General features: G+C 71.4%; 10 protein-coding genes. 9 read left to right on the forward strand and 1 reads right to left on the reverse strand.

Features of this window, described 5'->3' with window-relative positions; genetic code table 11:
• Nucleotides 1-12 precede the first annotated feature (12 nt).
• Nucleotides 13-2,274: an SF1B family DNA helicase RecD2 gene (gene recD2 / locus IEZ19_RS14715; RefSeq protein WP_189311624.1), complete on the reverse strand. Its 2,262-nt coding sequence runs from the start codon at nucleotides 2,272-2,274 to the stop codon at nucleotides 13-15.
• Between the two features lie 127 nt (nucleotides 2,275-2,401).
• Between recD2 and IEZ19_RS14720 the strand changes: the two genes are divergently transcribed.
• The 9 genes from IEZ19_RS14720 (at nucleotide 2,402) to IEZ19_RS14760 (ending at nucleotide 15,548) form a co-directional block, all read left to right on the forward strand.
• Entirely contained in the window at nucleotides 2,402-3,421 is a 1,020-nt protein-coding gene (locus IEZ19_RS14720) for a LacI family DNA-binding transcriptional regulator (protein WP_189311625.1), read from the forward strand.
• On the forward strand, nucleotides 3,418-4,938 hold the full coding sequence (locus tag IEZ19_RS14725; protein WP_189311626.1) for a sugar ABC transporter ATP-binding protein: 1,521 nt from the start codon (nucleotides 3,418-3,420) through the stop codon (nucleotides 4,936-4,938). The genes IEZ19_RS14720 and IEZ19_RS14725 overlap by 4 nt, the downstream gene beginning before the upstream one ends.
• Nucleotides 4,928-6,877: an ABC transporter permease/substrate-binding protein gene (locus IEZ19_RS14730; protein ID WP_189311627.1), complete on the forward strand. Its 1,950-nt coding sequence runs from the start codon at nucleotides 4,928-4,930 to the stop codon at nucleotides 6,875-6,877. Before IEZ19_RS14725 ends, IEZ19_RS14730 begins: the two co-directional genes overlap by 11 nt.
• 13 nt (nucleotides 6,878-6,890) lie before the next feature.
• Entirely contained in the window at nucleotides 6,891-7,814 is a 924-nt protein-coding gene (locus tag IEZ19_RS14735; RefSeq protein WP_189311628.1) for a ribokinase, read from the forward strand.
• On the forward strand, nucleotides 7,811-8,200 hold the full coding sequence (gene rbsD / locus IEZ19_RS14740) for a D-ribose pyranase (protein WP_189311629.1): 390 nt from the start codon (nucleotides 7,811-7,813) through the stop codon (nucleotides 8,198-8,200). The genes IEZ19_RS14735 and rbsD overlap by 4 nt, the downstream gene beginning before the upstream one ends.
• 215 nt (nucleotides 8,201-8,415) lie before the next feature.
• Nucleotides 8,416-8,805, forward strand: coding sequence for a CU044_2847 family protein (locus IEZ19_RS14745; RefSeq protein ID WP_308428967.1), 390 nt, complete (start codon nucleotides 8,416-8,418; stop codon nucleotides 8,803-8,805).
• Between the two features lie 3 nt (nucleotides 8,806-8,808).
• Nucleotides 8,809-10,983 (forward strand): VMAP-C domain-containing protein, encoded by a 2,175-nt coding sequence (locus IEZ19_RS14750; protein ID WP_189311631.1) that lies wholly within the window; start codon nucleotides 8,809-8,811, stop codon nucleotides 10,981-10,983.
• A complete protein-coding gene (locus IEZ19_RS14755; RefSeq protein WP_189311632.1) occupies nucleotides 10,980-11,930 on the forward strand; it encodes an AAA family ATPase in 951 nt (316 codons plus the stop codon). The genes IEZ19_RS14750 and IEZ19_RS14755 overlap by 4 nt, the downstream gene beginning before the upstream one ends.
• Before the next feature lie 324 nt (nucleotides 11,931-12,254).
• Nucleotides 12,255-15,548, forward strand: a complete 3,294-nt coding sequence (locus tag IEZ19_RS14760) for an SAV_2336 N-terminal domain-related protein (protein WP_189311633.1) — start codon at nucleotides 12,255-12,257, stop codon at nucleotides 15,546-15,548.
• The last annotated feature ends 34 nt before the right edge of the window (nucleotides 15,549-15,582 follow it).

A 15,582-nucleotide genomic window follows, 5' to 3' on the forward strand; every position in this document is an offset into this window, starting at 1 on the left:
TCCTTTGATCGATCATTTTTTCTGATCCAGTCTGAAGTCGAGCGCCGTACAGCGCCGTCCGGCCGAGACCGTGCGCACCGCCTGGCCGATCGCCTTGCGCGAACCCACGAGGACGACCAGCCGCTTGGCCCGCGTGACCGCCGTGTACAGCAGGTTCCGCTGGAGCATCATCCATGCCCCGGTGGTGACGGGGATCACCACGGCGGGATATTCACTTCCCTGGGAGCGGTGGATGGTCACCGCGTACGCGTGGGCCAGCTCGTCCAGTTCGTCGAACTCGTACGGAACCTCCTCGTCCTCGTCCGTCAGCACCGTCAGGCGCTGGTCGACCGGGTCGAGCGAGGTGACCACGCCCACGGTGCCGTTGAAGACACCGTTCTTGCCCTTCTCGTAATTGTTGCGAATCTGGGTGACCTTGTCGCCGACACGGAAGACCCGGCCGCCGAACCGCTTCTCCGGCAGGTCGGGGCGGCCCGGTGTGATGGCCTGCTGGAGCAGCCCGTTGAGGTTCCCGGCGCCGGCCGGGCCCCGGTGCATCGGGGCCAGGACCTGGACGTCGCGACGGGGGTCAAGGCCGAACTTCGCCGGAATCCGGCGTGCCGCGACATCCACCGTGAGCCGGCCGGCCGCCTCCGTGTCGTCCTCGACGAAGAGGAAGAAGTCCTTCATACCGTCGGTCACCGGATGCTGCCCGGAGTTGATCCGGTGCGCATTGGTCACCACGCCCGACTGCTGGGCCTGGCGGAACACGCGTGTGAGGCGCACGGCCGGAATCGGGCCGCCGTCGGCCAGCAGGTCGCGCAGCACCTCGCCGGCGCCGACGCTGGGCAGCTGGTCCACGTCCCCGACGAAGAGGAGGTGCGCTCCCGGCGGGACCGCCTTGACCAGCTTGTTCGCGAGGAGGAGGTCCAGCATGGAGGCCTCGTCCACGACCACCAGGTCGGCCTCCAGCGGGCGGTCCTTGTCGTACGCCGCGTCGCCGCCCGGCTTGAGCTCCAGCAAGCGGTGGACGGTGGACGCCTCGGCGCCGGTCAGCTCGGCCAGGCGCTTGGCGGCGCGGCCGGTGGGCGCGGCGAGCACGACCCGGGCCTTTCTCGCGCGGGCCAGCTCCACGATCGAGCGCACGGTGAAGGACTTGCCGCAGCCGGGGCCGCCGGTCAGGACGGCGACCTTCTCGGTCAGCGCCAGCTTGACGGCGGCCTCCTGCTCGGGGGCCAGCTCGGCGCCCGTACGCCCCTTCAGCCAGCCCAGCGCCCGGTCCCAGGCCACGTCATGGAAGCCCGGCATCCGGTCCTCGTCGGCGCGCAGGAGGCGCAGCAGCTGCGCGGACAGGGAGAGTTCGGCGCGGTGGAAGGGGACGAGATAGACGGCGGTGACGGGCTCCGAGCCGCCGTCGGCTGCGGGCACCTTCTCCCGCACGACACCTGGATCCTGGCCGTCCTCCGAGGGCTCAGCCAGCTCGGCGAGGCACTCGATGACAAGGCCGGTGTCGACCTGGAGCAGCTTGACCGCGTCGGCGATCAGCCGCTCCTCGGGCAGATAGCAGTGGCCCTGGTCGGTGGACTGGGACAGCGCGTACTGCAGGCCCGCCTTGACACGCTCCGGGCTGTCGTGCGGGATGCCGACGGACTGGGCGATCTTGTCGGCGGTGAGGAAGCCGATGCCCCACACGTCGGCGGCCAGGCGATACGGCTGGTTCTTCACGACGGAGATCGAGGCGTCGCCGTACTTCTTGTAGATCCGCACCGCGATGGACGTGGACACCTCGACGGTCTGGAGGAAGAGCATGACCTCCTTGATCGACTTCTGTTCCTCCCAGGCGTCGGCGATCTTCCGGGTGCGCTTGGGGCCGAGGCCGGGCACCTCGACGAGCCGCTTGGGCTCCTCCTCGATGATCTTCAGGGTGTCCAGCCCGAAGTGCTGGGTGATGCGGTCGGCGAAGACCGGTCCGATGCCCTTGACCAGCCCTGATCCCAGATAGCGGCGGATGCCCTGGACGGTGGCGGGCAGCACCGTCGTGTAGTTCTCCACCGTGAACTGCTTGCCGTACTGCGGGTGGGAGCCCCAGCGGCCCTCCATGCGCAGCGACTCGCCGACCTGGGCGCCGAGCAGCGCGCCGACGACCGTGAGGAGGTCGCCGGCGCCCCGGCCGGTGTCGACCCGGGCGACCGTGTACCCGTTCTCCTCGTTGGCGTACGTGATGCGCTCAAGCACCCCTTCGAGCACCGCGAGCCGCAGCTCCCCGCTCCCCGGACTCCCCGCCTTATTGGACATGATCCGACGCTACCGCCGCCCACCGACATCACGATCCGGTCTCGGGGTCTTGCGCTGCGGAATGTAATCGATTCCAATCCTGTTTCGCCGTCCATGTAAACGATTCCACGAGGAGGTGGGGCAGGCGATGACAAGCATCAAGGACGTCGCTGCCGAGGCCGGCCTGTCGGTCGCCACGGTCTCGCGCGTCCTGAACGACCATCCGTCGGTCAGCGCCGACGCTCGCACGCGTGTGCTGGCCGCCGTCGAGACCCTGGGCTACCGCCCGAACGCCGTCGCCCGGTCGCTGCGCACCGATCAGACCCACGCCCTCGGCCTGGTCATCAGCGACGTGCTCAACCCGTACTTCACCGAGCTGGCCCGCTCCGTCGAGGAGGAGGCCCGCGCGCTCGGGTACAGCGTGATCATCGGCAACGCCGACGAACGGCCGGACCTGCAGGACCATCACGTACGGACCCTGCTCGACCGCCGGATCGACGGACTCCTCGTCTCCCCCACCGACGGCGGCTCGCCGCTGATGCTGGACGCCGCGCGCGCGGGGACCCCGATGGTGTTCGTCGACCGGTGGATCCCGGGCGTCGACGTGCCGGTCGTGCGCTCGGACGGGCGGGAGGCCGTACGGGACCTCGTCGCCCACCTCCACCGGCTCGGCCACCGACGGGTCGCGATCATCGCGGGTCCCGCGGCCACCACCACCGGCAGCGAACGCGTCGAGGCCTTCCGGGCCGCCCTGGCCGAGCACGGGATCCCCCTCCCGGACACCTACACAGGACAGGGCGACTTCCAGGCCGACAGCGGACGGCGGGTCACCGAGGGCTTCCTCGACCTGCCCGAGCCGCCCGAGGTCGTCTTCGCGGCCGACAACCTGATGGCCCTGGGCGCGCTGGACGCGATCCGCGCACGCGGGCTGCGCGTTCCGGACGACATCGCGCTGGCCGCGTTCGACGACATCCGGTGGTTCGTGCACACCGATCCGCCGATCACCGCGATCGCCCAGCCGACGGGCGAGCTGGGCCGGGCCGCCGTACGGGCCCTGGTCGACCGCATCGAGGGCCGGCCCCCCGAGTCGGTCACCCTCCCCGCCCGTCTCGTCGTACGCCGCTCGTGCGGCGAGTCCCCCTCCCCAGTGCAAAGGAGCACGACGTGAGCAACCCGGACGAGTTGCTGCGCATCGAGGGCATACGGAAAACCTTCCCCGGCGTGGTCGCGCTCGACGGCGTCGACTTCGACTTGCGCCGCGGCGAGGTGCACGTGCTGCTCGGTGAGAACGGCGCGGGCAAGAGCACCCTCATCAAGATGCTCTCCGGTGCCTACCGCCCCGACGGCGGGCGGATCCTGGTCGGCGGCGAGGAGGTGCGCATCCACGGTGCGCAGGACTCCGAGCGCCTCGGGATCGCCACCATCTACCAGGAGTTCAACCTCGTACCCGATCTGACGGTCGCCGAGAACATCTTCCTGGGCCGGCAGCCGCGCCGCCTCGGGATGATCGACCGGAAGCGGATGGAAGCCGACGCCGAGGTGCTGCTCGCGCGCGTGGGCGTCAATGTGTCGCCACGCGCGCGTGTCCGCGAACTCGGCATCGCGCGCCTGCAGATGGTCGAGATCGCGAAGGCGCTCAGCCTGGACGCGCGGGTGCTGATCATGGACGAGCCGACCGCCGTGCTCACCTCCGAGGAGGTCGAGAAGCTCTTCGCGATCGTGCGCGCACTGCGCGAGGACGGCGTCGGGATCGTCTTCATCACCCACCACCTGGAGGAGATCGCCGCGCTGGGCGACCGGGTGACCGTGCTCAGGGACGGCCGGTCCGTCGGGCAGGTCCCCGCCTCCACGTCCGAGGACGAACTCGTACGGCTCATGGTGGGCCGCTCGATCGAGCAGCAGTACCCGCGCGAACGCGCCGACACCGGCGCCGCGTTGCTCACCGTCGAGGGGCTGACCAGCGACGGCGTCTTCCACGACATCAGCTTCCAGGTGCACGCCGGCGAAGTGGTCGGCATCGCGGGCCTGGTCGGCGCCGGCCGTACCGAAGTCGTACGGGCCGTGTTCGGTGCGGACCCCTATGACAAGGGGGACGTGAAGGTCGCCGGGGAGCGGCTGAGGCGGCACGACGTCAACGCGGCCATGACGGCCGGGATCGGGCTCGTGCCCGAGGACCGCAAGGGCCAAGGGCTGGTGCTCGACGCGTCGGTCGAGGAGAACCTCGGCCTGGTGACCATGCGGTCCGCGACCCGCGCCGGGCTCGTCGACCTCAAGGCCCAGCACGTGGCGGCCGAGCGGATCGCCGGGCAACTCGGCGTGCGGATGGCCGGCCTCGGCCAGCACGTGCGCACGCTCTCCGGCGGCAACCAGCAGAAGGTCGTCATCGGCAAGTGGCTGCTGGCCGACACCAGGGTGCTGATCCTCGACGAACCGACGCGCGGCATCGACGTCGGCGCCAAGGTCGAGATCTACCAGCTGATCAACGAACTGACGGCCGCCGGTGCCGCCGTCCTGATGATCTCCAGCGATCTGCCCGAGGTCCTCGGCATGAGCGACCGGGTGCTCGTGATGGCCCAGGGCCGGATCGCGGGCGAACTCGCGGCCGACGAGGCCACCCAGGACGCCGTGATGGCGCTCGCCGTAAGCACTCCTACCACCGAAGGGGAGGCCCCCCGTGGCCGCTGACACGCTCAAGAGCACGACGGGCGCGAGTGGCGCCCCGGGCGGCCTGCGCCGTCTTCTCCTCGACAACGGCGCGCTGACCGCGCTGATCGTCCTCGTCATCGCACTGTCCGCGTTGTCGGGTGACTTCCTGACGACGGACAACCTCCTCAACATCGGCGTCCAGGCGGCCGTGACGGCGATCCTGGCCTTCGGCGTCACCTTCGTGATCGTCTCGGCGGGCATCGACCTGTCGGTCGGCTCGGTGGCGGCGCTGTCTGCCACCGTCCTCGCCTGGGGCGCGACGTCGCACGGCGTGCCGGTCGTCCTCGCGGTGATCCTGGCCATCGCCACGGGCATCGCGGCGGGCCTGGTCAACGGCTTCCTGATCGCGTACGGCAAGCTGCCGCCGTTCATCGCGACGCTCGCCATGCTGTCGGTGGCGCGCGGTCTGTCGCTGGTGATCTCGCAGGGCTCCCCGATCCCCTTCCCCGACTCCGTCTCGCACCTCGGTGACACGCTGGGCGGCTGGCTGCCCGTGCCGGTGCTGGTCATGGTGATCATGGGCCTGATCGCGGCGTTCGTGCTCGGCCGGACGTACATCGGCCGCTCGATGTACGCGATCGGCGGCAACGAGGAGGCCGCCCGCCTGTCGGGTCTGCGAGTCAAGAAGCAGAAGCTCGCGATCTACGCTCTGTCCGGTGTCTTCGCCGCCGCGGCGGGCATCGTGCTCGCCGCCCGGCTCTCCTCCGCCCAGCCGCAGGCCGCCGACGGCTACGAGCTGGACGCGATCGCCGCGGTCGTCATCGGCGGCGCCTCCCTCGCCGGCGGCACCGGCAAGGCCTCCGGCACCCTGATCGGCGCGCTGATCCTGGCGGTGCTGCGCAACGGCCTCAACCTCCTGTCGGTGTCGGCGTTCTGGCAGCAGGTCGTGATCGGTGTCGTCATCGCACTCGCGGTGCTGCTCGACACGGTGCGCCGCAAGGCGGGGGCCACCCCGGTGGTCGGCGGTTCGTCGCAGAACGGCGGGGGCAAGCAGGCGACGACGTACGCGCTCGCGGCCGTGGTCACGGTGGCGATCGTCGGCGCGACGTCCTTCCTGCACAACGGCTCGACGTCGACGACCCCGAAGATGGGCCTGTCGTTGTCCACCCTCAACAACCCCTTCTTCGTGCAGATCCGCGCGGGTGCCCAGGCCGAGGCGAAGAAGCTCGGCGTCGACCTGACCGTCACGGACGCCCAGAACGACGCCTCCCAGCAAGCCAACCAGCTGCAGAACTTCACCAGTTCGAGCCTCGGCGCGATCATCGTCAACCCGGTGGACTCGGACGCGGCGGGACCATCCGTACGGGCCGCCGGCAAGGCGAGGATCCCGGTGATCGCCGTGGACCGCGGTGTCAACAAGGCCACCACGGACGCTCTGGTCGCCTCCGACAACGTCGCGGGCGGCGAGCTGGCCGCGAAGACGATCGCCGAGAAGCTGGGCGGCCAGGGCAGGATCGTGATCCTGCAGGGCCAGGCCGGTACGTCGGCGGCCCGTGAGCGGGCGCAGGGCTTCGCCGAGGGCCTCAAGGCCTACCCGGGGATCAAGGTCCTGGCCCAGCAGCCCGCCGACTTCGACCGCACCAAGGGCCTCGACGTGATGTCGAACCTGCTCCAGGCCCACCCCGACGTCCAGGGCGTCATCGCCGCCAACGACGAGATGGCCCTCGGCGCGATCAAGGCGCTGGGTTCCAAGGCCGGCAAGTCGGTCTCGGTGATCGGCTTCGACGGCACCCCGGACGGTCTGACCGCGGTCAAGAACGGCACCCTGTACGCATCGGTGGCCCAGCAGCCCACCCAGCTCGGAAAGATCGCCGTCGACAACGCGCTGAAGGCGATCCAGGGCAAGAAGGTGGAGCAGACCGTGAAGGTGGCGGTGAAGGTGGTCACGCAGCAGAACGTGAACGGTTTCAGTGGCTGACGGGAGTCCCTCGATGTACGACTACGACCTCCTGGTCGTGGGCTCGGCCAACGCCGACCTGGTGATCGGCGTCGACCGGCGCCCGGATGCCGGAGAGACGGTGCTCGGCTCCGACCTCGCCACGCATCCCGGCGGCAAGGGCGCCAACCAGGCGTTCGCGGCGGCCCGGCTCGGGGCCCGTACGGCCCTGCTGGCCCGGGTCGGCGACGACGCGCACGGCCGGCTGCTGCTCGACTCGCAGCGGACGGCCGGCGTCGACACCGTGGGCGTGCTCGTCGGCGGCGCGCCCACCGGGGTCGCGCTGATCACGGTGGACCCGTCCGGCGACAACAGCATCGTGGTGTCACCGGGCGCCAACGCCCGGCTGACACCGGAGGACGTGAAGGCGGCGGGAAGCCTCTTCCACGCTTCCCTGGTGGTCTCGGCGCAACTGGAGATCCCGCTGGAGACGGTGGAGGAGGTCGTGCGCACGCTGCCCCCCGCCACCCGCTTCGTCCTCAACCCCTCGCCACCGCGACCGCTGCCCCCGGAGGTGCTGGCGGCGTGCGACCCGCTGATAGTCAACGAGCACGAGGCGAAGGTGCTCCTGGGCGACGCCTCCGGGGACGGCACCCCGGAGGACTGGGCGCGACGGCTGCTGGCGAAGGGCCCGCGCTCGGTGGTCGTCACGCTGGGCGCTGAGGGTGCGCTGGTGGCCTCGGCGACGGAAGGGGCCGTCCGAGTGCCCTCGGTGAAGGTGGCGGCGGTGGACACCACCGGCGCGGGCGACTCCTTCACGGCGGCGCTGGCCTGGAAGCTGGGCGCCGGTCTGTCCCTGGCCGAGGCCGCGGCGTACGCGGCGCGGGTCGGGGCGGTGGCGGTGACCCGGCGGGGCGCGCAGGAGTCGTTCCCCACGGCCGCGGAGGTCGAGGCGCTGTCGGAGGTCGGGGCGCGATGAAGAAGGCGGGCATCCTCAATCGCCACCTGTCCGGCGCCCTCGCCGAACTCGGCCACGGCGACGGGGTACTGGTGTGCGACGCCGGCATGCCGATACCCGACGGCCCGAGGGTCGTCGACCTGGCGTTCCGGGCCGGAGTACCGTCCTTCGCGGAGGTACTGGCCGGGCTCCTCGACGAGCTGGTGGTGGAGGGGGCGACGGCGGCGACGGAGGTACGGGAGGCCAATCCGGCGGCGGCAGCGCTGCTCGAGGGCGAGTTCCCGGACCTGACCCTGGTCCCGCACGACCGCCTGAAGGAGCTGTCCCGGGGCGCACGCCTGATCGTCCGCACGGGAGAGGCCCGACCGTACGCGAACGTGCTGCTGAGATGCGGAGTCTTTTTCTAGACGCTTCTTCTGGAAGCCGGGTGACAGCTTCGAGGGGGCCTGGTCCGTAGACCGGGCCCCCTCGGCTCTTCCCCTCCACATCAGAACCCCCGCGATCCCCCCAGATCCCCCTCCAGCGGTTCTGACGTGAGATACGACCCGCCAAGGGTGGGAAGGGTTGCACGGCGGTCCGAGAATTTTTTTTCCGGCTTCTCAGCGGGGCTGTGATCGGCACAATGGCAAGCGTGGCGGACTTCAGCGAACTCCAGTTGGCCGACGGGTCACTCGTAAGGTTCCAGCTCACTCCCGCGGGCGGCTCGCACGCCCCCACGGAACCGGTGCCGGAACTGCCGGAGGGCATGGGGGCCACAGTGCCGGTGTCCCGGGGCGGACGGACGATCGCCGCCCACGCGGTCGGGACGCTGCGCACTGCCCTGCGGCCTCTGGGGCCGTTCCTGCAGGAGGTCCATGACGCCGTGGCGGGGTCCGAGAGGCCGCCGCAGGAGATCAGCGTCACCTTCGGCGTGCAGGTGGGACAGGATCTCAAACTGGGCATCGTCGGAGGAAACGGGCAGGCCCATCTGACGGTCTCGGCCACCTGGCGCCCGGCACCCGCCGCGGACTGACGTATGGGCTGGTTCACCAAGGCGGACCGTTCGCCCGCAGCCGACCCACGCCACTGCGTGGTCTCCGTACTGAGTGCCTCCGGCCTCGATGTCGTGGGGGCGGGCGTCCTGCTCACCCGGGACCACCTGCTGACCTGTGCCCATGTCGTCAACGATGCGCTGGGGCGAGGGGTGTTCGATCCACGGTGCCCCGACGACCACAACGTGCCGGTCGCTCTGCACCGAGCCGCCCTCACGGTCCGCAGCGACGCCCGGGTCGCGCACTGGGTACCCGCTCGTCGCCGGAACGGCACGCCCGAGATCCCGAGGGCCGAGGACCACGAGTGGCTGGGCGATCTCGCCGTCCTGCGGCTGGAGACGGAACCGTCCGACAACGTGCTGCCGCCACAGTGGCTGACGATGTCGGTCGGCCAGGCGCTGCGTGCCTGGCACGGCACGGGGCTGAGTCACACCTTCGCAGACGTCCGGGTCAAGTCCTGTGACGAGGCGGTCGGTTACATCGACGGGGAATCCACCGGCATGGCCATCGGACCTTCCTACAGCGGCAGCCCGCTGTGGTCGATCGGCGACAACGCGGTGGTGGGCATCGTCGCCGGACTCGTCACACCGCCCCACGACCCGATCACCGGCCGACCGCTGCCCTACAGCTCCCAGCACATCGCACGGCGCAGCTGGGGCATCCCCTGGCAGCGCATCGAGGCCGAGCTGCGGGCGGCCGGCGGAGCCGAACTGTTCGAGGCGCCGGAGCCCGATCCGGACGATCCGGCTTACGAGCTGTTGCTGGACCTGCTGGACAGGCACATGCCTGCGTCGGGGCAGCGCATCGAGTACGCGCGTGCCGTCGCGGAACACTGCGGATACGGCGTCCACGACAATCTGTCCGCGCCCACGACCGAGGAGTTCGCGGCCCTGCTGTTGACCGAGCCCCGGGCACTGGCCGCACTGTCGGAGGTGTTACGCCGCCGGGAACCGACGGCCGTCTCTCAACTGCTGGCGGCCGGGCGGATGTCGCGGGTACCCCGGCTGCTGTCGCCGCGCGAGCACCGCAGGCTCATGCGGTATCTGGACGACCTGCCGAAGACGGTGCGGGCCCGGCTGCCCGAGGTGGCGCGGGCCGCGCTGCCGCTGGCGGCCACGGTCTCCGGCAGTCATACGGTCAGGGACCTCCTGGACCACCTGGAGAGCCTGCCAGGGGACAGCCGTAGCGACGACGGACTGCGGGTGCCAGGGCTGCTGCGGGTGATGGAATACCTGGCCGTGATCGCGCCGTCCGCGCTGCGGGCGTCCCTGCGACTGTGGACGGTGTCCGTGGTGGACCGGATGGGCGTCCCCGCCACCTCCCTCATGGAACGCCGTACGGACGCCGAGGAGTGGGCCCGCGCGCAGCGTGAACGCACGGGCCCCGCACGGGTGTCGGCGCAGGTGGAGCGTGTCGGCGCGGACCGCTACCGGCTGCGGGTCTGGTGCGACGAGGGCACCGGTCCGCGGCAGACGTCGGGGGACGGCGAGGCGGTGCGTACCGGAGCGGAGGCGGCCCGCGAACTGCTGAAGGTCCTGGAGGCGCTGCACAGGTCCGCCCCCGACCGCGACAGGCCGGTTCTCGAGGTCCTCGTCGACCGGGACGGGCTGAACCTGCCGATCGACGAATGGGGCGAGCTCGACGGCGGCGCCTACGACGGGTTCGGGCCGGACGACCTTCCTCAGGTGCTCGGCGCCGAGTTCCCCCTGGTGGTCACCTGCCCGGAACTCCTGCACCGGCACGAACGTTTCCATCCCGACTGGCGCCACCGCTGGAGACTTCTCGACTCGGATACGACGCTGACGTTCGACGACCCCACCCAGGGCCGTAGTGAGGTCTATGGCGCCCTGCTGGCCGACAAGGACTCCGTCCGGGTCGCCGTGGACGTGCCCCCTCGCTCGCGTGACGAGATCGTGCAGACATGTCTGATGATGGGGGTGCCCGTGGTGATCTGGGACCGCGGCCGGCAAGCGCGCTCGCATGCGCTGGCCCGGCTGTCCACGGTGCCTGTGGGCGCCCTGCCCGAAGGCGTGCGGGCGTATCGCGCCATGAGTCTCGGCGATCCCCGGCACTATTCCGGCCGTCCCGTCCTGGCATGGTCGGACGCGGACCGCTCGGTCCCCCGGCTGCATCTGGCAGAGCCTCAGGAGAACGCATGAGTACGTCGGCGAACGGCAGTTGGCGGATCTTCCGCGGCGACGGCGTGGCCCGCCCGGTCTCGATGCCGCCCGCTCCGCCCTGGCGCCGCTTCCGGGCGCAGGGTCAGGCGGCCGCGCCACCGCCGTATCTTGTCGCTCGCGAGCACGCGGACGTCGTCAACGCGGCTCTGCATCTGCGCCGCCCGCTGCTCGTGACAGGTCCGGCGGGCACCGGAAAGTCGTCGCTGGCGCGGGCCGTGGCGCACGAGCTGAGCCTCGGTGAGCTGCTGCGCTGGCCGGTCAACAGCCGCTCCAGCGTTCAGGAGGCGCTCTACCAGTACGACGCGATCGGGCGGCTCCGGGAGACCACGCTGAGCCGGGACCGAGGCGAGACGGAGCCCACGATCGGCAGTTTCGTCCGTCTCGGCCCGCTCGGTACGGCGCTCGCCCCGCACGACACCCCGCGTGCGCTGCTGGTCGACGAGATGGACAAGGGCGACGTGGATCTGCCCAACGACCTGCTGACCGTGTTCGAGGAGGGCGTGTTCGAGATCCCCGAACTGGCGCGACTGCCCGAGGAGATGGCCGACGTCGACGTGCTGACGGCCGACCATCGCGGTTCGGTGACGGTGCATCAGGGCCGGGTCGAGTGCGTGGAGTTCCCGGTCGTGGTCATCACCAGCAACGGTGAGCGGGACTTTCCGCCCGCGTTCCTGCGCCGCTGTATCCGCCTGGACCTGCCGATTCCGGACGAGGAACGGCTGCGCGCCATCGTCGCCGCCCATCTGGGCCCCGAGATCCTCCCCGAGGTGGACGACCTGCTCCAGGCCTTCCTGCGCCGCCGTGCCCCCGGCGAACTGGCCACCGACCAGTTGCTCAATGCCGTGTTCCTGCGCACGAACGACGTCGATCTGGACGCCGACGGCCTCCTCGACGCGGTACTCCACCAGCTCACAGGAACGGTGTGAGCGGTGCGGGGGACATGGGAGGCCGACGGGGGCGCTGGGGGCGACGGATCTGACGGAGGCGAGCGGCTGGGGAACCGAGACGGCGACCGACCGGACCGCCACCATCACGACCGCACCGACCGGCAGGGGCGTCCGAGCGACCGACCGGACACTCCCGGGCCCGGTGCAACGGGCCCGCCGAGCAGCAGGAAGGGCGACCGTGCCGCTCGGGCGGAGGTCCCCCGGCACGAAGACACGGAACGGGCACCGCACCGGCACGGTGACCGGCTGGGCGCTTTCCTGCGCGTGCTCAAAGGGGCCGGGTACGACCTCGATCCTCATGAAGTGCTGGACGTGCTGTGGCTGGCCGGAAGACTGCCCCGGGGCGGAGACGGGCTGCCGTTGCATCGCGTGCTGCGCCGGGCCGGTCCCTCCGTGCGGCTCCCCCCACCCCAGGAGTCACCCGCCGCCGAGAGCGCCCAGGAGCCCGACGGCCCGCCCGACGGTGCCGAACTGCCCGGTCTCAGCATGCCCGAACTGCACGCGGCATCCCTGCCTCCCTCTCTGCCCGACCTGCCGCAGGTGCCGCCCACGCCGGAACCGGGCAAGCCCGCCCTCCCTCTGCTCGTGCCGGAGGAGAAGGCCCTGCGCGACGAGCTGGTCATCGGGCGCGCTCTGCGCCCGCTCAAACGGAAGCGGCCAAGCCCCCGGCTGCTCGAACTGGACGAGGCTGCCACGGCGGCCCAGCTCGCCGAAACGCGGCTGCCGGACGTCGTGCTGCGCCCCACCCGGGAGCGCTGGCTGAACCTGGTCCTGGTCGTCGACGACGGTCTGTCGATGCTGCTCTGGCACCGGCTGACCTCGGAGCTGCTGACCACGCTGCAGCGGCTCGGCGCCTTCCGGGCGATACACGTCCGTGGCATGGACACCCGCACTCCGGGAGGCCCCGTCCTGCGCGGCCACCCCTTCGACCCGGAGAGTTCCACTCTGTCCCCCTCGGTGCTGCACGACCCCTCCGGCCGGACGCTCGTCCTGGTCGTCAGCGACGGCATGGGCTCCGGCTGGCGGGGCGGCGCGGTGCACGACGTGCTGCTGCAGTGGGCCGACCAGGGCCCCGTCGCCGTCCTGCACACCCTGCCACCGGCCCTGTGGGACGGCTCCGGCATCCAGGCCGACCGCTGGCAGGCCACCACCCGCAGGCCCGGAGGCGCCAACACGTCCTGGGAGATCACCGACCGTGTGCTGCCCAGAGAGCTGGTCGAGTTCACCGGCGTGCCCATCCCGGTCCTGCAGCCGACGGGCGCCTCCCTGCGCACCTGGGCCGGCCTGCTGACCTCGCCCGGAACCACCGTCGAACTCCCGATGCTGGCCCGACCGCGGCGGCTCGCGCCGGTCGCCTCCCCCGAGGTGGGCAGCCTTCAGCACTTCCGGGACGCGGCCTCACCGGAGGCGTACCGGCTCGCGGCCCATCTCGCTGCGGTCTCACCGGTCTCGGTCCCGGTGATGCGATTGGTGCAGTCGGCGGTGCCCTGGGAGGCCCGTACCACCCATCTCGCGGAGGTGTTCCTGGGTGGCCTCATCCACCCGTATCCGGCACCGGTTCCGGGTCCGCTGCCCGCCAAGCACCGGGTGTTCGACTTCACCGAGGACTGCAAGACGGCCCTCCTGGACGCCGTACCGAGCGGCGAACTCCTGCGCACCAGCCGCCGTATCGGCCGCCGTCTGGAACAACTGGCCGGTCGTTCACCGGACTTCCCGGCCTGGCTCGCCCACCCCGAGGGTGCCGAACGGCTCCCCAGCGCGTCTTCCTCCTTCACTGCTGTCGAACGGCGGCTGATGGCCCGGTTCGGGGTGAGCGTGCCGTCGCCCCTGGCGGCGCCCGAGCCCCCGCCCCGGGTGGTGCGCCCACCGGTGTGGAACGCGCTGACGTCGCAGGATCCGACCGTGCTCGGACCCTATGCGTTGCGCGGCCGCCGTCCCGGACGGCGCACCGTCGTCTACCTCGGCTACGCCCCGTACCACGGTGAGGTCGCGCTGCGCACCGTACGCCCCGAACTCCCGCCGTCCACCGCTCGCTTGCTGGAAACCGAGGCGGAGGCGCTGCGCCGGATGAACGGCCGGTACGCGCCGGAACTGCTCGACAGCGGACAGGACGGCCGGACCCGGTGGATCGCTGTACGGCTGTTCCCGTCGGCCGGGGGCGCCAATGCCCAGCCGCCGCGGCTGAGCGACCTGCTGGCCTACGTCGGCCCGGACCAGGCCGGGGCTTTCGACCTGCTCACCAGCCTCCAGCTCAGCTGGCACCTGGCCTCGGCCCTGAGCATCTGCCACCTCAACGAACTCGTGCCCGCCGACCTCTCTCCCGACTCCGTTGTGGTCCTCGAGCGGACCGTGCTGCTGACAGGGCTGTCGGACTGCGCGGTCGACGGCGAGTTCCAGGGCTCCGGGGCCCCGCCCACCAAGGAGGGCAACATCCGGGACCTGGGCGAGTTGCTCCGGCTGGTCAGCAGCCGCCCGCGCGCCCCGCTGCCCGGTGTGCCCGAGGGCATGCAGCGCTGGTCCGGCGACACCTGGCAACCGCTTCGGGACCTCGTTTTCAGATGTCTCGATCCCGATCCGTCGGTGCGGCCCTCGGCCGGTGAGGTGGCCGACAAGCTGGCGCAGTACGTGGCCATCGCGGCGGCGATGAGGGGCGGGACGGCGGCGGCCGGCCCAGGAGAGCCCGACCGGGAGCGCGAGCCTGCCGCGGAGCGTCCGCTCGCGCCCGAAGCCAGGAACCGGTACCTGAGCACGGACCACGACCCGTCGGCCGGTGCACGCCCGGCACCGCGACCGCCGTCCTTCGGTCTGTTCGGCGGTGCGGGCCGCACCCACAAACTCGCCCTCGTGCGCCACCCCCTCACCCGCAGCCGACGCATCACGGTGGTGGGGGTCCAGCCGCACTCCGGCCGGGTCACGACGACCGTCGTCCTCGGCTCGCTGTTCGTCGCGCTGCGCGCCCAGGTGGCCCTGGCGCTCGACGGCGCGCCCACCGCCGGTGATCTGCACATCCACCTCCCGCCGGACGCGACCTCGACCCCACGCAGGCTGACCGGGCTGGCACCGGACGCGTCCTACGAGGAAATCCGGCGCCACACGAGCCTGCTGCCCTCGGGCCTGGAGGTGCTGGCGCACCGCGCCCTCCGCGCCACGCCGAGCCCCGCCCACGCCGAGGAGTACCGCCACATCATGGCCCTGGTGACCCGGCACTACCCGGTCGTCATCAACGACTGGGCGGCGCTCCGGCTCGACGCCTCCGCCGACGTGGTGCTGGAACAGACGGACCAGTTGATCGTCTGCTGCACGCCCGCGCACGCCGTCGACCTCACCGGCCGACTCCTCGACCAGCTGCGCGAACGGGGCTGGCGACGGCTCGCCGGCGGTGCCGTGATCGCCGTGACCCTCACGGGGGCCAATGAGTCCACGGCGGGGATCAGGACGGGCCTGATCGACCGGCATCGCGACACCGTCGTGATCCCCTACGACCCGCACCTCTCCGAGCCCCGCGCACTGGACCTGACCCGCCTCAGGTCCCGCACCGCGAACGCCTTCCTGGACCTCGCCGCACTGGTGATGACGGACCCGGAAACCGCCGGCTGATCACAGCGGTCGTGCGCTTCTCGCCCCGAGCCGC

The sequence above is a fragment of the Streptomyces brasiliensis genome (assembly GCF_014647875.1).
Classification (GTDB): Bacteria; Actinomycetota; Actinomycetes; order Streptomycetales; family Streptomycetaceae; genus Streptomyces; species Streptomyces brasiliensis.